Annotated in this window: 1 protein-coding gene; it reads right to left on the reverse strand. The window is 77.2% G+C overall.

All coding sequences use genetic code 11. The annotated features are described in order from the left end of the window. Nucleotides 1-28: 28 nt before the first annotated feature. A complete protein-coding gene (locus ACFVVU_RS08285) occupies nt 29-22,324 on the reverse strand; it encodes an SDR family NAD(P)-dependent oxidoreductase (RefSeq protein WP_387788766.1) in 22,296 nt (7,431 codons plus the stop codon). Nucleotides 22,325-22,388 lie beyond the last annotated feature (64 nt).

Here is a 22,388-nt window from a genome sequence, read left to right on the forward strand (position 1 = left end):
GGGGATGCCCCAGCCCCGTGATGGGTGGTCAGCGATCGGTGCCGCGGTCGATGAAGTCGAACATCTCCTCGTCGGTGGCCGATCCGAATTCCTCGTGCACAGCCGGGACCTGTCGTTCCTCCGGGTTCTCCGCCCCGCCGCCGGCGAGCTCCCGGAGGCGCTGCGCCGCCTTGGCGCGGTCGTGTTCGTCCAGCAGGGCGAGCATCGCCTCGACCCGGTCGATCTCGCCGAGCACGGAGTCCCAGGAGACGGTGTGCTCCCTGCGCAGCAGGGTCCGCAGGTGGCGGCCGAGGGCGGCCGGGTTGGGGTGGCTGAAGACCAGCGTGGCCGGCAGGGCCAGCCCGGTCGCGGTGCGCAGCCGGTTGCGCACCGCGAGCGCGGTGAGCGAGTCGAAACCGAGGTCCTTGAAGGCCGTCCCAGGGTCGATCTCCTCGGGGTCGGCGTGGCCGAGGACGGCGGCGGCGCCGGCCCGGACCAGGTCGACGAAGGCCTGTTCCTGCTCGTCCTCGGGCAGGTCCAGCAGGCGGGCGGCGACGGCGGGGCCCGCCTCGGCCGGGCCGGCGGGCCGGCCCCGCCGGCGGTCCGTCACCAGGCCGGCGAGCAGCGGGGCCACGCCCAGGTCGCCGCGTCGCACGGCGGCGGTGTCGACGGCGAGCGGGACGAGCGCGGCCTCCGGGCGGCCGAGCGCCTCGTCGAGCAGCGCCAGGGCCTCGGGTTCACCGAGGGCGACCAGCCCGTCCGGGCGGGCGTCGCCCGCGTCGGGGGAGGCGTCCGCGTCCGCCCACGGGCCCCAGGCGAGCGCGAGGCCCGGCAGCCCCTGGGCGCGCCGGTGCTGGGCCAGGGCGTCGAGGAAAGCGGCGCCCGCGGCCCGCCCGGCCCGGTCCGGGTCGCCCGCCCGGCCGGCCCAGGAGCCGTGCAGGACGAAGGCGGCGAGGTCGAGGTCCCGGGTGAGTTCGTGCAGGTGCCAGGCCGCGTCGACGGTCGGGCGCAACTCGGCCTCGGTGTCGTCGGCGGGGCCCGCGCCGTCGGTGCGCGGGGCCCGGGGTGCGTGCACCACGGCGCGCAGCGGGTGCTCCGCCGGCACGGCGGCCAGCAGCGCGGCCAAGGCGTCCCGGTCCGCGGCGTCGCAGTCGGCGAGCGTGACGGCGGCGCCGAGTCCGGCCAGTTCCTCGGCCAGGGCGGCCGTCGCCGGTGCCGTGGGGCCGGGGTCGGCGAGCAGCAGGCGGCGCACGCCGTGGACGGCCACCAGCCGGCGGGCGGTGGCGGCGCCGAGGCGGCCGGCCGCGCCGGTCACCAGCACGGTGCCGTCCGCCGGGAGTCCCGGCCCGTCCACGCCGACGGCGGGTGCCCGGCCGAGCACCGGCACGAGGACCTGCCCGGCCCGGACGGCGAACTCGGTCAGGCCCGCGTCCACGGCTGCCGCCAGTGCCTGCGGGGAGGCCTCGTGGTCGTCCAGGTCGGCGAGGACGATCCGCTCCCGGCCGGTCGAGCGCAGCAGCCCCCACAGGGCGGCGGCGGCCGGGTCGGCGACGCGGTCGCCGGGTTCGGCGAGCACCGCGCCCCGGGTGACCACGACCGGGCGGGCGCCCTCGAAACGCCGGTCCGCCCCGTGCTCGCGCAGCAGCGCGAGCACGGCGCCCAGCCGGTCGCGGACGGCCTGCGGCAGCGGCTCCCCGTCCGCCGGGGCGTCGGGTACCAGGGCGATCCGCTCCGGCACCGGCAGTCCGGCCGCCACCGCGGCGCCGAGGGCCGCCCAGTCGGGGTGGGTGCCGGCCGCGAGCTCGCGGGCGAGCGGGCCGGCGGTGCCGAGCACGGCCCACGCACCGCCGGGCGCCGCGGCGGGCGGCTGCTCCGGCGGCAGCCACTCCAGCCGGGCGAGCGCCGGGCGCTCCCGGCCCGCCGCGCGCAGTTCGGCGGCCGACCAGGAGCGCAGCCGGACCGACTCGATCGCCGCGACGGACCGCCCCTGCTCGTCGGCGAGGTGCACGGCCAGGGTGTCCGGGCCGGTGGCGCGCAGCGTGAGCCGGACGGCCGCCCGTGCCCCGGGTACGGCGGTGACGCCCTGCCAGGCGGACGGCAGCCGCACCTGGCCGTCGCCCGCGGGCTCGCCGGGGGCGAGGCCGAGCAGGGCTGCCTCCAGCAGTGCGGGGTGCAGGTCGTGGCGGGCGGTCGCCGCCTCGCCGCCGGTGTGGGCGGTCTCGGCGAACAGGTCCTCGCCGCGCTGCCAGGCGGCCCGCATCCCGGCGAAGGCCGGGCCGAGCAGCAGGCCGGTGTCGGCGAGCCGCTCGTAGGCGTCCGCGACGGGCAGCGGGGTCGCGCCGATCGGCGGCCACTGCCCGGGGCGGGCGGCCGGGTGGTGGCCGCCGGGGGCCAGCCTGCCGGTGGCGTGCCGGGTCCAGGGGGCCTCGGCGGGCGCGTCCTCGGAGCGCGAGTGCACGCTGACGGTTCGGGAGCCGGTGCCGTCCGGCACCTCCAGGGCGACCTGGACCCGTACCCCGGCCGTCGCGGGCAGCACCAGCGGGGTGTGGACGGTGAGCTCCTCCAGTACCGGGCAGCCGCTCTCGCCACCGGCCCGCAGCGCGAGGTCGACGAGGAGGCTGCCGGGCACGGCGGCGGAGCCGAGCGCGAGGTGGTCGGCCAGCCAGGGGTGCGCGGCGGTGGAGAGCCGCCCGGTGAAGACCGTCCCGGAGCCGTCGGCGAGGTCGACACCGGCGCCGAGCACCGGGTGCTCGACCGCGGACTGCCCCCAGCCCGCGCCCGCGGAGCCGGTGGCGGTGGTGGGCTCGATCCAGTGGCGGCGGCGCCGGAAGGCGTAGCCGGGAAGGTCGACCCGCACCGCGCCGTCGTGGGCGAGCAGCCCCGGCCAGTCGACGTCCAGACCGCGGGCGTGGGCGTCGGACAGGGCGGTGACCAGCCGGTCCGCGCCGCCGTCGCCCCGGCGCAGGGTGCCCAGCACCGCGGCGGGCACGCCGAGCCCGTCGAGGGTGTCCCCGGCCGGCACCAGCAGGCCGGGGTGCGGGCTGCACTCGACGAAGGCGTCATGGCCGTCCGCCGCGGCGGCGGCGACCGCGCTCTCGAACAGGACGGTGCGGCGCATGTTCTCGAACCAGTAGGCGGCGTCCAGCGGGGTCGCGTCGTCCAGCAGCGCGCCGGTGACGGTGGAGTACATCGGGACGCGGCCCGGCAGCGGGCGCAGGTCCGCGAGCAGGCGGGTGATCTCCCCGCGGGCGGGGTCCATCTGCGCGGAGTGCGAGGCGTAGGCGGCGGGCACCCAGCGGGCGCGGGTGCCGGCCGCCTCGCAGCGGGCCGCGATCGCCGCCAGGGCGTCCGTCTCGCCGGAGAGCACCACACCGGTCGGGCTGTTGACGGCACCGAGTGACACCCGGTCGGCGGCGCCGACCGCGTCGATCTCGGCGCGGGCCAGATCCGGGGTCAGGGCCACCGCGAGGAGGCCGCCGTGGCAGGCGTCGACCGTCTGCACGGCCCGCACCCGCATCACCGCGACCCGGGCCGCGTCCGCCAGGGAGAGCCGGCCTGCCACGTAGGCGGCGGCGGCCTCGCCCTGGGAGTGGCCGATCACCGCGGCCGGGCGCACCCCGCAGGACTCCCACCAGCGGGCGAGGCCGACCATCACGGCGAACAGGACGGGGTGCAGCACCTCGACCCGCGCGAGCGCCCGCTCGGTGTTCTCGTCGGTGCCGCGCAGCACGTCGAGCAGCGACCAGCCGGTGACCAGCGGGTCGACGGCCTCCGCGCACTCGGCCACGGCCTGCGCGAACACCGGGCTGGTGTCCAGCAGTTCGGCCGCCATGCCGAGCCACTGGGAGCCCTGGCCGGGGAAGACGAAGACCGGCCCGGGGCCGGACACCAGGACGCCCGGAGCCTCCACCGCTCCGTCCGCCACCTCACCGAGGGAGGCGAGCAGCTCGGCGGTGTCGCGGCCGCGGGCCACCACCCGGTGGTCGAAGGCGGCCCGGCCGGTCGCCAGCGACCAGGCCACGTCGGCGGGTTCGGCCCCCGGGTTGCGCAGGAGCCAGTCCCGCAGCCGGGCGGCCTGGGCGCGCAGCGCCTCGCCGGTGCGGGCGGACAACGGCCACGGCACCACGTCGGCCACGCCCGGCACCCGCGGGGCGGGCAGGGCGGCCCGGTCGGGCGCCGGCTCCTCCTCGGGGGCCTGTTCCAGGATGATGTGCGCGTTGGTGCCGCTGACACCGAAGGAGGAGACGGCGGCGCGGCGCGGGCGGCCGGTCTCCGGCCAGGCCCGGTGCTCGGTGGCCAGCGCGACGTGGCCGGAGGCCCAGTCGACGTGCGGGGTCGGCTCGTCGGCGTGCAGGGTGCGCGGCAGTTCGCCGTGGCGCAGGGCGAGCACCATCTTGAGCACGCCCGCGATGCCGGCGGCGGACTGGGTGTGGCCGATGTTGGACTTGATCGAGCCGAGCCAGAGCGGCCGGTCGGCGGTGTGCTCGCGGCCGTACACGGCGAGCAGGGCCTGCGCCTCGATCGGGTCGCCGAGCCGGGTGCCGGTGCCGTGCGCCTCGACCGCGTCGACGTCGGCCGGGGTGAGCCCGGCGTTGCCGAGCGCCTGGCGGATGACCCGCTGCTGGGACGGCCCGTTGGGCGCGGTGAGCCCGTTGGAGGCGCCGTCCTGGTTGGTCGCGGAGCCGCGCACGACGGCGAGGACGCGGTGGCCGCGGCGCCGGGCGTCGGAGAGCCGCTCGACGAGCACGAGGCCGACGCCCTCGCCCCAGCCGGTGCCGTCGGCCGAGGCCGCGAACGGCTTGCAGCGGCCGTCCGGCGCCAGTCCCCGCTGGCGGCTGAACTCGACGAAGGCGTGCGGCGAGGTGAGCACCGCGACTCCGCCGGCGAGGGCGAGGTCGCACTCGCCGGAGCGCAGCGCGGCGGCCGCGAGGTGCAGGGCGACCAGGGAGGAGGAGCAGGCGGTGTCGACGGTGACGGCCGGGCCCTCGAGGCCGAGCACGTAGGAGACCCGGCCGCTGATGACGCTGGTGGCGGTGCCGGTGAGCAGGTAGCCCTCCTGGCCCTCGGCCACCGCGCCCGAGGCGGTGTGGTAGTCCTGCGCCATCGCGCCGACGAACACGCCGGTGGCGGATCCGCGCAGCGAGGTGGGGTCGATGCCGGCGTGCTCGAAGGTCTCCCACGCGGTCTCCAGCAGGACGCGCTGCTGGGGGTCCATCGCGGCGGCCTCACGCGGCGAGATGCCGAAGAACTCGGCGTCGAAGGCCACGGCGTCGTCGATGAAGCCGCCCTCGCGCACATAGGACTTGCCGGGGCGGTCGGGGTCGGGGTCGAAGAGGGTGTCGAGGTTCCAGCCGCGGTCGCGCGGGAACGGCGTGATGGCGTCGGCGCCCTCGGCGAGCATCCGCCACAGGTCGTGCTCGTCGGCGACGCCGCCGGGGTAGCGGCAGCCGAGGCCGACGATGACCACCGGGTCGTCGCCGGTGTCGGCGGTGCGCGGCACGGGCAGGGCCGGCGCCTGCTGCTCGGAGGAGCCGAGGAGTTCGGCGCCGAGGTGCTCGGCGAGCACCTCGGGCGTCGGGTGGTCGAAGACCAGGGTGACGGGCAGCCGCAGCCCGGTCGCGGCGCTGAGCCGGTTGCGCAGTTCGACCGCGGTGAGGGAGTCGAAGCCGAGCGCCTTGAACGGGCGGCCGCGCTCGATCGTCTCGGCGCCGGCGTGGCCGAGGACGGCCGCGGTCTCCTGGCGGACCAGGGTGGTGAGGGTCTGCCGGCGCCGGTCCTCGGGCAGCCGGGCGAGGCGCTGCGCGAAGGCGGCCGTGTCCGGGTCGGGGCCGGCCGCGGCCCGCCTGGGCCGGGACCGGACCAGATCGCGCAGCAGGGCGGGGACGCCGTCGGCCCCGCGCAGCGCGGCGAGGTCCAGGTGGGCGAGCACCGCGGCCGGGTGGTCGGCGGCGCGCGCGGCGTCGTACAGCGCGAGCGCCTGGTCGGTCTCCAGGGCGGCGACGCCGGTGCGGGCGATCCGGTCGAGGTCGGCCCGGTCGAGGTGGCCGGTCATCCCGCTGGCCTGCGCCCACAGGCCCCAGGCCAGCGAGGTGGCGGCCAGGCCCCGGGAGCGCCGGTGCTGGGCGAGCGCGTCCAGGTAGGCGTTGGCGGCCGCGTAGTTGGCCTGTCCGGCGCCGCCGAAGGTGCCGGCCATCGAGGAGAAGAGCACGAACTCGGCCAGGTCCCGGCCGAGCGTCAGCTCGTGCAGGTTCCAGGCGGCGTCGGTCTTGGGGCGCAGCACCCGGTCGAGCTGTTCCGGGGTGAGCGCGTGCAGGGCGGCGTCGTCGATGGCGCCGGCCGCGTGCACCACGGCGGTGAGCGGGTGCCCGGGGTCGACGGTGGCGAGCAGGGCGGCCAGCGCGTCCCGGTCGGCGGCGTCGCAGGCCTCGATCCGCACCTCCGCGCCGAGGGCGGTGAGGTCGGCGGCGAGCTCGGCGGCGCCGTCGGCGGCCGGGCCGCGGCGGCTGGTCAGCAGCAGGTGCCGGGCGCCGTGCCCGGTGACGAGGTGGCGGGCGAGCAGGGCGCCGAGGGTGCCGGTGCCGCCGGTGATCAGGACGGTGCCGTGCGGGTCGGCGGCGGCGCCGGTGACGGTGGGCGGCAGCGTCAGCACGATCTTGCCGGTGTGCCGGGCCTGGCTCAGGTGGCGGAAGGCGGCCACGGCGTCGCGGACGTCCCAGGTGGTGACGGGCAGCGGGGCGAGGATGCCGTCGGCGAACAGGGTGCCGAGTTCGGTGAGGATCTGCTGGATCCGGTCGGCGCCCGCGTCCATCAGGTCGAACGCCCGGTAGTCGGTGCCGGGGTGGGCGGCGGTCACCGCGTCGCGGTCGCGGATGTCGGTCTTGCCCATCTCCAGGAACCGGCCGCCGGGGCCGAGCAGGCGCAGCGAGGCGTCGACGTAGTCCTGGGCGAGCGAGTTGAGCACGAGGTCGAAGCCCCGGCCGTCGCGGGCGGTGCGGAACCGCTCCTCGAAGCCGAGGTCGCGGGAGGAGGCGAGGTGCTCGTCGTCCAGTCCGAGGGCGCGCAGCACCGGCCACTTGGCCGGCGAGGCGGTGCCGTGGACGTCCAGGCCCCAGTGACGGGCGAGTTGCAGGGCGGCCATGCCGACGCCGCCGCTCGCCGCGTGCAGCAGCAGCGACTCGCCCGGCCGGACCCGGCCGAGGTCGACCAGGCCGTAGTACGCCGTGAGGTACACCACCGGCACGCTCGCCGCCTGCGGGTACGTCCAGCCGGCCGGGACGGGGGCGAGCAGGCGCCGGTCGGTCACCGCGAGCGGGCCGGTGCCGCCGGAGAACAGGCCCATGACGCGGTCGCCGGGCGCGAGGTCGTGGACCTCGGTGCCGACCTCGACCACCACGCCGGCGCCCTCGCCGCCGGGCGGCCGGGTGTCGGCCACCATGCCGAGGGCGACCACGACGTCGCGGAAGTTGAGGCCCGCGGCGCGCAGCGCGACCCGGACCTCGCCGGGGGCGAGCGGGCGGGCACCGTCCTCGTGGGGCACCAGGGCCAGGCCGTCGACGGTCCCGGTGCCGGTCAGGTCTAGGCGCCAGGCGTCGGTGCCGGCCGGCACCGCCAGGCGCTCCGAAGGGCCGGTCCGGGCGAGCCGGGGCGCCGCCGCGGTGCCGGAGCGCAGGGCGAGCTGGGGCTCGCCGGAGGCCAGGGCCGCGCCGAGGGCGGTGTGGGAGTCGGGGTGCCGGTCGAGGTCGACCAGCACGATCCGGCCGGGGTGCTCGGTCTGCGCGGAGCGCACCAGGCCCCAGACCGCGGCCGCGCCGAGGTCGTCGACCGCCTCCCCGGACGGGCCGGGCACGGCGCCGCGGGTGAGCACCACCAGCGGTGTGGCGGCGAAGCGCTCGGTGGCGAGCCACGACTGCAGGAACGCCAGCACCCGCCGGGTGGCGGTGCGGACGGCCTGCGGGCCGCCGTCGGTGGCGCAGGTGAGCGCGACGGCGTCGGGCAGCGGGGCGCCGGGGTCGAGCGCGGCCGGGTCGGCCGTCGTGGTGACGGCGGCGCCGGCCGCGCGCAGGGCGGCCGCGGCGCCGAGTTCGTCGGGCCCGGCCAGCAGCCAGCTGCCGAGCGGGGCGGTCGGCGGCAGCGTCAGCGGCGGCCAGGCGACGGGGTGGAGGTCCGCGTCCGCGCCCGCCGGGGCGGGGGCGAGGCCGCCCGCGGTGAGCGGCCGGGAGAGCAGCGTGTCGACGGTGGCGACGGGCGCGCCGGCCGGGTCGGTCAGGGCGAGGGTGACGGCGTCCGGGCCGGTGCGGCCGAGCCGCACGCGCAGCGTGCGGGCGCCGACCGCGTACAGGCGCACCCCCGTCCAGGCGAACGGGAGGCCGACACCCCGGTTCTCGCCGTCCGCGCCGTCGAGGGCCCCGGCGGTGTGCAGGGCGGCGTCGAGCAGCGCGGGGTGGAGCGCGAACCGCCCGGCGTCGTGGTCGTCCCCGGACAGGGCGACCTCGGCGAGCAGGTCGCCGCCGTGCCGCCAGGCGGCGCGCACCGCGCGGAACAGCGGGCCGTACTGGTAGCCGGCGGCGGCCAGCCGCTCGTAGAGGCCCTCGGTGTCCAGCGGTTCGGCGCCGGGCGGCGGCCACGCCGCGCCGTCGGCGGCGGGCTCCTCGCCGAGCGGGGCGGGCGCCAGGACGCCGGCGGCGTGCCGGGTCCATGGGCCCGGCTCGGCGGTGTCGGGGCGGGCGTGCACGGTGAGCGCGCGGCGCCCGTCCTCGTCCGGGGCTTCGAGGTGGACCTGGAGCTGGACGGCCGCGCGCTCGCGCAGGGTCAGCGGTGCCTCCAGGGTCAGTTCCTCGATCACCGCGCAGTCCGCCGACTGCCCTGCCTGGAGGGCGAGTTCGACGAAGGCCGTGCCGGGGAGCAGCACCGTGCCGAGGACGGCGTGGTCGGCGAGCCAGGGGTGGGTGGGCAGCGAGATCCGGCCGGTGAGCAGGTGCCGGTCGTCCCCGGCCTGGGTGAGGGCGGCGCCGAGCAGCGGGTGGTCGGCGGAGCGCAGGCCGAGCCCCTCGGCGTCGGCTGCGGCCGGAGCGGGCTCCAGCCAGTAGCGTTCGCGCTGGAAGGCGTAGGTGGGCAGCTCGGTGCGCAGCGGCGCGCGGTGCGCGTGCAGCGCCGCCCAGTCGACGGGCACCCCGCGCACGGACAGGGCTGCCGCCGCGGTCAGCAGGCGGTGCAGGGTGTCCGCGTCGCGCTGGAGCGAGCCGACGACCAGGGCGTCCGTCCCGGTCTCCTGGGCGGTCTGCTCGACGGCCGGGGCCATCACCGGGTGCGGGCTGGTCTCGACCAGCGTGGTGTACCCGTCGCGCAGCAGCGCGCGGGTGGCCCGCTCGAAGGCGACGGTCTCGCGCAGGTTGCGGTACCAGTACCCGGCGTCCAGTGCGGCTCCGTCCAACGGCTCGCCGGTGACGGTCGAGTAGAACGCGACCGCCGGGGTCGGCCTCGGGGCGATGTCGCCGATGCCGGCGAGGAGTTCGTCGCGGACGTGCTCGACGGCGGCGGAGTGCGCGGCGTAGTCGACCGGCAGCCGACGGGTCCGCAGGCCCTGTGCCTCGCACCGCTCGTGCAGGGCGTCCAGGGCGGCGGCGTCGCCGGAGACGACCACCGCGCCGGGTCCGTTGACGGCCGCGATGCCGAGGCGGCCGGGCAGGTCGGCGATCAGCTCCTCGGTCCGCGCGGCCGCGGCGGCCAGCGACATCATGCCGCCGCCGCCCGCGATGGCCCGCAGGGCCCGGCTGCGCAGCGCGACGATCCGGGCGGCCTCCTCCAGGGTGAGCGCGCCGGCCACCTGGGCGGCGGCGATCTCGCCCTGGGAGTGTCCGACGACGGCGGCCGGTTCGACGCCGAGCGAGCGCCACACCGCGGCGACGGACACCATGACGGCGAACAGGGCGGGCTGGACGACGTCGACGCGGTCCAGCGAGGCGGCGCCGGGGCGCCGCAGCAGCACGTCGAGCAGCGACCAGTCGGTGTGCGGGGCGAGGGCGGCGTCGCAGGCGCGGACGTGCTCGGCGAACACCGGGGAGCGGTCCAGCAACCGGGCGCCCATGCCGGCCCACTGCGAGCCCTGCCCGCCGAACACGAAGACCGTCCGGCCGGGCTGCCCGGCGGCTCCGGTGACCAGCCCGGGGTGGGCCGCGCCGGTGCTCAGCGCGTCGAGTGCGGCGAGGAGTTCGTCCGGGTCGGTGGCGACGAGCACGGCGCGGTGGTCGAGCGCGGCGCGGGTGGTGGCGAGCGCGTGGGCGGTGTCGGCGGGCTCGGCGGCGGGGTGCGCGGCCAGGTGGGCGCGGAGCCGGCCGGCCTGGTCGCGCAGGGCGGCCGGGGTCGCGCCGGACAGCGGCCAGACCAGCGCGGACGGCTCCGGCTGCGGCTCGGGGAGCGGGGCCGCGGCCTCCTCGACCGGATCGCCCTGTTCCAGGATCACGTGCGCGTTGGTGCCGCTGACGCCGAAGGAGGACACCCCGGCCCGGCGGGGCCGGCCCTCCTGCGGCCACGGCGCCGGCTCGGTGAGCAGCGAGACCGCGCCTGACGCCCAGTCGACGTGCGGGGTGGGCGCGTCCACGTGCACGGTGGCGGGCAGTTCGCCGTGCCGCATCGCCATGATCATCTTGATCACGCCGGCCACCCCGGCGGCGGCCTGGGTGTGGCCGAGGTTGGACTTCACGGAGCCGAGGCGCAGCGGCCGCTCGGCCGGCCGGTCCTGGCCGTAGGTGGCGAGCAGCGCGTGCGCCTCGATCGGGTCGCCGAGGGCGGTGCCGGTGCCGTGCGCCTCGACCGCGTCGACCTCGGCCGGGGTGAGCCCGGCCTCGGCGAGGGCGTCGCGGATCACCCGCTCCTGGGCGAGGCCGTTGGGGGCGGAGAGGCCGTTGCTCGCGCCGTCCTGGTTGACCGCGCTGCCCCGGACCACCGCGAGGACGGGGTGGCCGTTGCGCCGCGCGTCGGAGAGCCGTTCGACCAGCAGCAGGCCCACGCCCTCCGACCAGGCCGTGCCGTCGGCGCCGGCCGCGAAGGACTTGCAGCGCCCGTCCGGGGCCAGGCCCCGCTGGCGGGAGAACTCGACGAAGGTCGACGGGCTCGACATCACCGTCACTCCGCCCGCCAGGGCGAGGTCGCACTCCCCGCGGCGCAGCGCCTGGCAGGCCAGGTGCAGCGCGACCAGCGAGGAGGAGCAGGCGGTGTCGACCGTCACCGCCGGGCCCTCCAGGCCCAGGGTGTAGGCGACCCGGCCGGAGGCGATGCTGCCGGCGCTGCCGTTGCCGAGGTAGCCGTCGACGCCCTCGGGGACGGCGGCCAGCCGGGACGCGTAGTCGGCGTACATCAGGCCGGCGAAGACCCCGGTACGGCTGCCGCGCAGCGAGCGCGGGTCGATGGCCGCCCGCTCGACGGCTTCCCAGGAGGCCTCCAGCAGCAGGCGCTGCTGGGGGTCCATCGCCAGCGCCTCGCGCGGCGAGATCCCGAAGAACCCGGGGTCGAAGCGGTCGGCGTCGTACAGGAACCCGCCCTCGCGGACGTACGAGGTGCCGGGGTGGTCCGGGTCGGGGTGGAACAGGTTCTCCACGTCCCAGCCGCGGTTGTCGGGGAAGGCCGAGATGGCGTCGGTGCCCTCCTGCACCAGCCGCCAGAGGTCCTCGGGGCTCGCCACCCCGCCGGGGTAGCGGCAGCCGGCGGAGACGATCGCGATCGGCTCTTCGGCCACCCGGGCAGGGGCGGCGACGCGCGGGCGGCGCGGCTCGTCGAGCAGTTCGGCGCGCAGGTGCCGACCGAGGGCGCCCGCGGACGGGTGGTCGAACAGCACCGTGGCGGGCAGCCGCAGGCCGGCCGCGCCGTTCAGCCGGTTGCGCAGTTCGAGCGCGGCGAGCGAGTCGAGGCCCAGCTCGCTGAACGCGCGGTCCGGGTCGATCGCGCCGCCGTCCCGGTGTCCGAGGACCGCGGCGGCGTGGGTGCGCACCAGGTCGACCAGTTGCCGTTCCTGCTCGGCCACCGGAGCGGCGGCCAGCCGGCGGACCAGGGCGCGTCCGGTGCCCGGACCCGGCCGCTCGGCCCCGGGCCGTCGGGCGGCCAGCCCGGCCAGGACGGGCGGCAGGTCCTCCCCGCCGAGGCGGGCGGGGTCGAGCCGGACCGGCGCCAGGACCGCCTCCGGCCGGGCCAGTGCCGCGTCGAACAGGGCGAGGCCGAGCCCGGCGTCCAGCGGCTGGACCCCGGAGCGGGCCATCCGCTGCCGGTCGGTCGTGCCGAGACCGGCGGTGAGCGTGCTGTCCTGCTCCCACAGGCCCCACTGCAGCGAGACGGCGGGCAGTCCGAGGGAGCGGCGGCGCTGCGCGAGCGCGTCGAGCACCAGGTTGGCGGCGGAGTAGGCGGCCTGGCCCGGGTTGCCGGTGAGGCCGGCGGCCGAGGAGAACAGCACGAACGCCCGCAGGTCGAGGTCGGCCGTCAGCTCGTGCAGGTGCAGCGCCGCGTCGGCCTTGGGGCGCAGGACGCGGTCCACCCGCTCGGGGGTCAGCGCCGGGAGCAGGCCGTCGTCGACCACGGCCGCCAAGTGGACGACCGCGGTGAGCGGGTGTTCGGCCGGGACGGCCGCGAGCACCCGCGCCAGCTCGGCGCGGTCGGCGACGTCGCAGGCGGCGAAGTCGGCCCGGGCACCGGCCGCGGCGAGTTCGTCCCGCAGCTCCGGCGCCCCGGGGGCGTCGGCGCCGCGCCGGGACACCAGCAGCAGGTGCCGTACGCCGTACGCCGCGACCAGGTGCCGGGCCACCAGGGCCCCGAGGGCTCCGGTGCCGCCGGTGACCAGCACGGTGCCGCCGTCCGCCGGCTCCGGCGGGGTGGGGGCGGCCGGGAGGGCCGGCGCCCGGCGCAGCCGGGGCACCAGCAGGGCCGCGCCGCGCAGCGCAGCCTCGGGCAGGGCGCCGGCCGCGGCGATCGCGTCGAGCCGGGCGTCGGCGGGGTCGGTACCGTCCGGGCGCCCGGCATCCGCTTCCAGGTCGAGCAGGGCGAATCGGTCGGGGTGCTCCGAGCGCGCGGACCGGATCAGGCCCCACACCGCGGCCGCTGCCGGGTCGGGCGGCTCGGTGCCGTTCACGGCGAGCGCGCCGCGGGTCGTGACCACCAGGCACGCGGCGGCGAACCGCTCGTCCGCGAGCCAGGCCTGCGCGACGGCGAGCGCCTCGTGCACAGCGGCCCGGACGGCCTGCGGCCCGGCGGCCGGGTCCTGGCCGGACCGGGGCGCGAGCAGGACCGCGTCGGGCAGTGGCGCGCCGTCGTCGACCGCCGCGGCCAGCGCGGCGAGGTCCGGGTACCCGGGGGCGGCGAACCGTGCCGCGAACGCGGCCGGCTCCGGGTCGCTCCCGCCGCCCACGACCGCCCAGCGCCCGGGCGGCTCGACGGCCGGGGCCTCGGCCCAGGCCAGGTCGAAGAGGTGGTCGGCGGCGGGCGCCGCGGCCGTCGGCAGCTGGTCCCGGGAAAGCGCGCGCACCGTCAGGGTCTCGACCGAGAGGACGGCCCGGCCGTCCGCGTCCGCCGCCGTGATGGCGATCGTGTCGGCGTCCAGCGGCAGCAGGCGCACCCTCAGCGCCCGGACGCCGCCCGCGTGCAGCCGCACGCCGCGCCAGGAGAACGGCAGCCTCACCCGGGCGCCGAGGTCCTCGGCCCCCTCGGCCCTCTCGGTCGCCGCCCGGGTCGCCACCCCGGTCAGCCCGAGCGGGTGCAGGGCGGCGTCGATCAGGGCCGGGTGCAGGCCGAACCGGCCGCCGGCCGCCTCCTCGGGGAGGACGATCTCGGCGAACAGCTCGGAGCCGCGCTGCCAGGCCGCCCGCAGCCCGTGGAAGGAGGGACCGTAGCGCACCCCGGCGTCGGCCGCGTCGGCGTACAGCTCGTCCACCTCGACCGGCTCCGCGCCGGCCGGCGGCCAGACGGCGAGCGCCTGCTGTTCGCGGGCGCCCCGGGTGTCCCCGGAGTCCTGTTCGGGCGTCAGCGCGCCGGTGGCGTGCAGCGTCCAGGCGCCGTCCGGCCCGGAGGGACCTTCGGCCCGCTCGGGGCGGGCGTGCACGGTGACCGGCCGCAGGCCTGACGGGTCGGGCGCGCCGACGGCGACCTGGACCTGCACTCCCCCGGTCCTCGGCACGGCCAGCGGCGCCACCAGCGTCAGTTCGTCCACGTGCGGGCAGCCGAGCCGGGCGCCGGAGTGCAGCGCGAGTTCGAGGAAGGCGGCCCCGGGCACCAGCACGGTGTCGAGCACCGCGTGGTCGGCGAGCCACGGATGGGTGTCGAGCGAGAGGCGCCCGGTGAACAGCACGCCGTCGCCGTCCGCGAGGCCCACCACCGCGCCCAGCAGCGGGTGGTCCACCGCTCCCTGTCCCAGGCCGGCGGCATCGCCCGCGCCGGTGCCGGCGTCGAGCCAGAAGCGCTGCCGTTCGAACGCGTACGTCGGCAGCTCGCCGGCGCGGCGGCGGGCGGTGGCCGCGTCGATGCCGGTCACCGCCGTCCAGTCGACCGCTCCGCCGCGGACGAACAGCCGGGCCAGCGCCGTCCGGAGGGCCAGGACCCGGTCGCGGTCCCGCTGCTGGGCGGGGACGGCGACGGTGTCCGTGCCGGTCGTGCATTCGACGATCATCGGGGTCAGTGCCGCCTCCGGGCCCAGCTCGACGAACACCGAGGCACCCTCGGACCTGGCCGCGGCGACCGCGTCCGCGAACCGCACCGGCTCGCACACCTGACGCACCCAGTACTCCGGATCGCAGACCTCGGCCGCCGTCGCCAGCCGGCCCGTCACGTCCGAGGCCAGCGGGATCGACGGCTCCGACAGGGCTATACCCGCCACCACCTCCCGAAGCTGTGCCACCACCGGCTCCATCAGCACCGAGTGGAACGCGTGCGACACCGCCAGCCGCGAGGACCGCCAGCCGCGCTCCCCGCACAGCACCCGCACCGCCTCCACGGCACCGGCCTCACCGGAGACCACCACCGACGCCGGCCCGTTCACCGCCGCGACCCCCACCACACCCACAGCACGCTCCGCGAGCAGCGCCAGCACCTGCGCCTCGCTCGCCCCCACCGCCAGCATCGCCCCGCCCGGCGGCAGTTCGGCCATCAGCCGGGCCCGCGCCGCCACCAGGGCGACCGCGCCCTCCAGCGAGAACACCCCCGCCACGTACGCCGCCACGATCCCGCCCAGCGAATGCCCCAGCACCACCTCCGGCACCCCGACCCACGAACGCCACAACCGGTACAACGCCACCTCGAACGCGAACAGCACCGGCTGCACCACACCCGTGTCCTCAGCACCGCCGGGCTCCCCCAGCAGCACCTCCCGCACCGAGAACGGCACCACCCCCTCGAACGCCCCGCACACCTCGTCCACCGCCGCCGCGAACACCGGGAACACGTCGTACAGCTCACGCCCCACACCCGCGCACCGCACCCCCTGACCCGTGAACACCAGCGCCGTCCGCCCCGCACCGCGCGCCACGGCGCCGGTCACCACGCCTGCGGGTTCGGGCTCGCCGGCCGCCACCGCGGCCAGACCGACCGACAGTTCCGCGGTGTCTGCGCCGAGGACCACCGCCCGGTGCGCCATGGCCGAACGCCCCGAGGCGAGCACGGCCGCGACCTCCGCGATGCGGGCCTCCGGGTGCTCGTCGGCCCAGTCGCGCAGCCGGGCCGCCTGGGCCCGCAGCCCGGTCGCGGTGCGTGCGGAGACCACCCACGGAACGGGCACGCCCGGCTCCCGGGGGGTGTCCTGGCCGGCCGGTTCCGGGGCCTGTTCGATGATCACGTGGGCGTTGGTGCCGCTGATCCCGAACGAGGACACCCCGGCCCGGCGCGGCCGCCCGGTCTCCGGCCACTCCACCGACTCCGCCAGCAGCTCGACCGCGCCCGCCGACCAGTCCACGTGCGGCGACGGCGCGTCCACATGCAGCGACTTCGGCAGCACACCGTGCCGCAACGCCATCACCATCTTGATCACACCCGCCACACCCGCCGCCGCCTGCGTGTGACCGATGTTCGACTTCACCGACCCCAGCCGCAGCGGCCGGTCCCCGGGACGGTCCTGACCGTACGTCGCCAGCAGCGCCTGCGCCTCGATCGGGTCGCCCAGCGTCGTCCCCGTCCCGTGCGCCTCCACCACATCCACGTCCGCCGGAGCCAGCCCCCCGCTCGCCAGAGCCGCCCGGATCACCCGCTCCTGCGACGGACCGTTCGGCGCCGTCAACCCGTTCGACGCGCCGTCCTGGTTCACCGCGCTGCCCCGCACCACCGCGAGGACGGGATGCCCGTTGCGCACCGCGTCCGACAACCGCTCCACCAGCAGCAGGCCCACGCCCTCGCCCCAACCGGTCCCGTCCGCGCCCGCCGCGAACGGCTTGCACCGGCCGTCCGCCGCCAAACCGCGCTGGCGGGCGAAGTCGACGAAGACGGCGGGTGTGGACATCACGGTCACCCCGCCGGCGAGCGCCAGGTCGCACTCACCGGCGCGCAGCGCCTGGCAGGCCAGGTGCAGGGTGACCAGCGAGGACGAGCAGGCCGTGTCGACGGTCACCGCCGGGCCCTCCAGGCCGAGCGCGTAGGCCACCCGGCCCGAGGCGACGCTCCCGACGTTGCCGTTGCCGAGGTAGCCCTCCAGCTCGTCCGGCACCCGGTTCAGGCGGGTCGCGTAGTCGTAGTAGATCGCGCCCGCGAACACGCCGGTGCGGCTGCCGCGCAGTGACTCCGGGTCGATGCCCGCATGCTCGACGGTCTCCCAGGAGGCTTCCAGCAGCAGGCGCTGCTGCGGGTCCATCGCCAGCGCCTCGCGCGGCGAGATCCCGAAGAAGTCCGCGTCGAACTCGGCGGCGGTGTCGAGGAATCCGCCGGTCCGCACATAGGTGCTGCCCGGGCGCGAGGGGTCGAGGTCGAAGATCCGGTCGATGTCCCAGCCGCGGTCGGCGGGGAAGTCGGTGAGGGCGTCGACACCGCCGGCGACCAGCTCCCACAGCTCCTGCGGGGAGGTCACGCCGCCCGGGAGGCGGCAGCCCATGCCGACGATGGCGATCGGCTCGTCCGAAGCCACCGGCACGGGCCGGGCGGACGCGGCGGCCGGGGCCGGGCCGTCGGCGAGCAGGTCGGCCAGGCGGCCGGCCAGCAGCCTCGGCGTCGGGTAGTCGAAGACCAGCGTCGCGGGCAGGCGCAGGCCGGTCGCACCGCTCAGCCGGTTGCGCAGTTCGAGCCCGGTGAGCGAGTCGAAGCCCAGCTCCCGGAACGCCCGGCTCTCCTCGATGCCGTCCTCGTCGCCGTGTCCGAGCACGGCGGCGGCGTGGGTGCAGACGGTCCGCAGCAGCAGCTGCCGGCGCTCGGCCTCCGGCAGCCCGGCCAGTCGGACCGTCAGGGCGCCCGACCGCGTCCTTCCGCCGACCGCGGAACGACGTCGGCGGGGGCCCCGGGCGAGCTCGCGCAGCAGCGCGGGCACCGTGTCGGCGTCGGCGCGGCGCAGCACGGCGAGGTCCATCCGGACCGGCATCAGTACGGCCTCGGCACGGTTGGTCGCCGCTTCGAGGAGCGCGCAGCCCTGCTCGGCGGAGAGCGGCAGGACTCCCAGGCTCGTCATCCGCCGGCGGTCGGCCGTGCCGAGTCCCGCGGTCATCTCGCTGCCGTCGGCCCACCAGCCCCAGGCCAGCGAGGTCGCCGGCAGGCCGTGGGCGCGGCGGTGCCGGGCGAGGGCGTCGAGGTAGGCGTTGGCGGCGGCGTAGTTGCTCTGCCCTGGGTTGCCGATCAGGCCGGCGGCCGAGGAGAACAGGACGAAGGCGTCCAGGTCCAGGTCACGGGTGGCCTGGTGCAGGTTCCACGCCGCGTCGGCCTTGGGGCGCAGCACCGCGGCCAGCCGTTCGGGCGTCATGGCCTGGACGACCCCGTCGTCGAGTACGCCGGCGGCGTGGACGACGGCGGTGAGCGGGTGCTCGGCGGGGATCGCGGCGAGCACCCGGGCGAGGGCCTCGCGGTCGGCCGCGTCGCAGGCCTCGATGCGCACCTCGGCGCCCAGCTCGGCGAGTTCGGCGGCCAGGGCGGCCGCACCGGGGGCGTCCGCTCCGCGCCGGCTGAGCAGCAGCAGCCGGCGCACGCCGCGCTCGGCGACCAGGTGGCGGGCCAGCAGGGCCCCGAGGGTGCCGGTGCCGCCGGTGATCAGCACGGTGCCCTCGGGCGCGGGCGTGAAGCCGGTGTCCTCGGGGCGGGCGGCGGCCCGGACCAGGGCGGGGAGGAGAGCGGTGCCGCGGCGCAGCGCGAGCTGGGCCTCGCCCGAGGCGGCCTGCGCGAGCACGGCCTCCTCGGAGGTGTCGGGGTCGGCGTCGACCAGTACGAAGCGCCCGGGGTGCTCGGCCTGCGCGGAGCGGACCAGCCCCCAGACGGCGGCCGAGGCGAGGTCGGCGACCTGCTCGTCCCCGCCGACCGCGACCGCGCCGGTGGTCAGCAGGACGAGACGGGTGTCGGCGGTCCTGGGGTCGGCCAGCCAGCGGCCCAGGAGACCGAGGACGCGAGCGGTGAGCTCGTGCGCCCGCGCGGGTTCCGGGTCCTCGGCGGAGGGGACGCGCACCAGGACGGCCTCCGGGAGCGGGGCCTCGGAGTCGTCGAGGAGCGCGGGGGCGTCGTCCAGGTCGACGGTCCGGCCGGAACCGGAGGCGGCATCGAACTCCGCTTCCTTCCAGTGGAGTTCGAAGAGGGAATCGCGGAGCGGCGCGTCGGTGGTCCGCAGCAGCTCGGCGGAGACGGGTCGGACGGCCACCGAGCCGATGGAGACGACCGCCCGGCCGTCCTCGTCGTGGGCGCTCAGCGAGATCGCGCCGTCCGCGCCCGCCACCAGCCGCACCCGCAGCGCACGGCTGTGGCGGGCGTCCAGCCGGACAGCCGTCCAGGAGAACGGCAGGCCCGCCTGGAGGGGCGCGTCCGCGTCCTCCCGGACCAGCATCGGGTGCATGGCGGCGTCGAGCAGGGCCGGGTGCAGTGTGAAGCGGTCGGCGTCGGCGCCGCCCTCGTCGGGGAGTTCGACTTCGGCGAACAGCTCGTTTCCGCGCCGCCAGACCTGCCGCAGGCCCTGGAACAGCGGGCCGTAGTCGAAGCCGGCCGCTGCCGCGCGTTCGTAGAGGTCGTCCGCGTCGAGCGGCCGGGTGCCGGGCGGGGGCCACTGCCCGGCAGCCGCTTCGCCTGCCGGGTCCTCGGCGACCGCTTCGGGGGCGGCGGTGAGCAGACCGGTGGCGTGCCGGGTCCAGGGCTGGTCGGCGGGCGCGTGCTCGGGCCGGGAGTGGATGCCGATCGCGCGGGCGCCGGACTCGTCCGGGTCCTCGACGGTGACCTGGATCCGGACGTCGTCGGCGTCGGCCAGCACGAGCGGGGTGTGCAGGGTGAGTTCGTCGACCACCGGGCAGCCGGCCTCGGCCCCCGCGCGGAGGGCGAGTTCGAGGAAGGCCGTGCCGGGGACGATGACGGTGCCGAGTACGGCGTGGTCGGCGAGCCACGGATGGGTGGCGGCGGAGAACCGACCGGTCAGGACCGTCCCGGAGCCGTCCGCCAGTTCGACGGCGGCGCCCAGCACCGGGTGTTCCATGGCCGACTGGCCCCAGCCGACGCCGACGACGTCCGTGGGGTCGGGCTCGGCCCAGTAGCGGCGGTGTTGGAAGGCGTAGGTCGGCAGGTCGACGTGCCGGCCGGCGGGGAGCAGGGTGGTCCAGTCGACGGGAAGGCCCGCGACGAAGGCCGCCGACAGCGCCGTCACCAGCCGCTCAGGACCACCCTCATGACGGCGCAGGGTCTCCAGGACCACGGCGCCGGGAACCTCTTCCAGCTGGTCCGCGACCGGAACGACCAGCCCGGGGTGCGGACTGCACTCCACGAACGTGGTGTGCCCGGCAGCCACCGCGGCCCGCACCGCCGCGTCCAGGCGGACAGTGCCCCGCAGGTTGTCGAACCAGTACGAACCCGCCAACCGGTCCGGAGAGTCAACGGCTTCGCCGGTCACCGTCGAGAACATCGCCACCCGGCCGGCCAACGGACGTACACCCGAGGAGAGTTCGACGACCTCCTCGCGCACCGCGTCCATGTACGCCGAATGCGAGGCGTAGTCCACCGGGATCCACCGCGCCCGCACCCCGTCACGCTCACACTGTTCGGCCACCGAGGTCAGCGCCTCGATCTCCCCGGACAGCACCACACTCGACGGCCCGTTCACCGCCGCCAACGACAACCGCCCATCCCCGGCGACCAGTTCAGCAGCACGCTCCGCACCAAGACCGACGGACAGCATCCCGCCACCCGTCACCCCACGCAGCGCCCGGCTGCGCAGCACCACGAGCTGGACCGCGTCCTCCAGGGACAACAGCCCCGCCACATGGGCAGCGGCGATCTCCCCCTGCGAATGCCCGATCACCGCCGCCGGCCGCACCCCACACGACTCCCACCACCGCGCCAAACCCACCATCACCGCGAACAACACCGGCTGCACCACATCGACCCGCTCCAGCAACCCGCCCGAACCGTCCCGCAACACCTCCAGCAACGACCAGTCCGTCAGCGCGTCCATCACCCCCGCACACTCCTCCACGGCAGCGGCGAACACCGGTGAGCCGTCGAGGAGCTCAACCGCCATCCCCGCCCACTGCGACCCCTGCCCCGGGAACACGAACACCGCACCCGACCCCGACGCGGCAACCGACTCACCGTCGGCCACCCCGCCCAGCCGGCTCACCAGCTCCGCCACCGAACGACCGGCGACCACTGCCCGGTGCTCGAACACCGCGCGACCCGCCACCAACGACCGGCCGACATCCACCGGGTCCACCCCGGGATGCGCCACCGCCCACTCCCGCAGCCGCTCCACCTGCTCCCGCAGCGCCGCGTCCGACCGCGCCGACAGCACCCACGGCACCACCCCGCCGACCGCCTCGGCCGCCGCCCGGTCCTCCTCCTCCGGCGCATCCTCCAGCACCACATGCGCATTGGTGCCGCTCGCGCCGAACGATGAGACGGCGGCCCGGCGCGGCCGGTCCGAGCGCGGCCAGGCCACCGGCTCGGTCAGCAGCCGGACGTTGCCGGTCTCCCAGTCGATGTTCGGCGAGGGGGCGTCGATGTGCAGGGTGCGCGGCAGTTCCTGGTGCCGCAGCGCCATCACCGTCTTGATCACACCCGCCACACCCGCCGCCGCCTGGGTGTGCCCGATGTTGGACTTCACCGAACCGAGCCAGAGCGGCCGGTCGGCAGGACGGCCCCGCCCGTACGTCGCCAGCAGCGCCTGCGCCTCGATCGGGTCACCCAGCGGCGTGCCGGTGCCGTGCGCCTCCACCGTGTCCACGTCGCGCGCGGCCAGGCCGGCGGCCTCCAGGGCCTGGCGGATCACCCGTTCCTGCGACGGGCCGTTCGGCGCCGTCAGGCCGTTGGACGCACCGTCCTGGTTCACCGCACTGCCCCGCACCACGGCGAGGACGGGGTGTCCGTTGCGGCGCGCGTCCGAGAGCCGCTCGACGACCAGCAGGCCCGCGCCGTCCGCGGGGCTGAAGCCGTCGGCCGCCGCCGAGAACGGCTTGCAGCGGCCGTCCGGGGCGAGGCCGCGCTGTCGGCTGAAGTTGACGAACGTCTCCGGGGTGCACATCACGGTGGCGCCGCCGGCGAGCGCGAGGTCGCACTCCCCCGCGCGCAGTGCGCCGACCGCCAGGTGCAGCGCGACCAGCGCCGAGGAGCACGCCGTGTCCACCGTCACCGCCGGCCCCTCCAGGCCGAGGACGTAGGACACCCGGCCCGCGAGGAGGCTGGCGGCGTTGGCCATGCCCAGCGTCCCGTCCCGGCCCTTGGCCGTCCGCGCGAGGACGGTGGTGTAGTCGAGCCAGTTGATCCCGGTGTACACCCCGGTGCGGCTGCCGCGCAGGGTGCTCGGGTCGATGCCGGTACGCTCGACGGCCTCCCAGGAGATCTCCAGCAGCAGCCGCTGCTGCGGATCCATCGCCAGCGCCTCACGCGGCGAGATCCCGAAGAAGCCCGCGTCGAAGTCGGCGGCGTCGTAGAGGAATCCGCCCTCACGGACGTACGCCGTGCCGGGGGCGTCGGGGTCGGGGTCGTACAGGGCCTCCAGGTCCCAGCCCCGGTCGGTCGGGAAGGCGCCGATCGCGTCGCCGCCGCCCGCCACGAACTCCCACAGCTGCTCCGGCGTCGACAGCCCGCCCGGGAAGCGACAGGCCATGCCCACGATCGCGATCGGCTCGCGGCCCTGCTCCTCCAGCTCCCGTACCCGCCGGTGCGCGTCCCGCGCATCGGCGACGGCCCGCTTGAGGTAGGACCGCAGCTTCTCTTCCGACTCGGCCACGTCTACTCCGACTCCTCGATCGAACGGTCGTTGTCGCTGGTCTGGTGGTGGTGCCGGCCCTGGT

Source organism: Kitasatospora sp. NPDC057965 (assembly GCF_042887135.1).
GTDB lineage: Bacteria > Actinomycetota > Actinomycetes > Streptomycetales > Streptomycetaceae > Kitasatospora.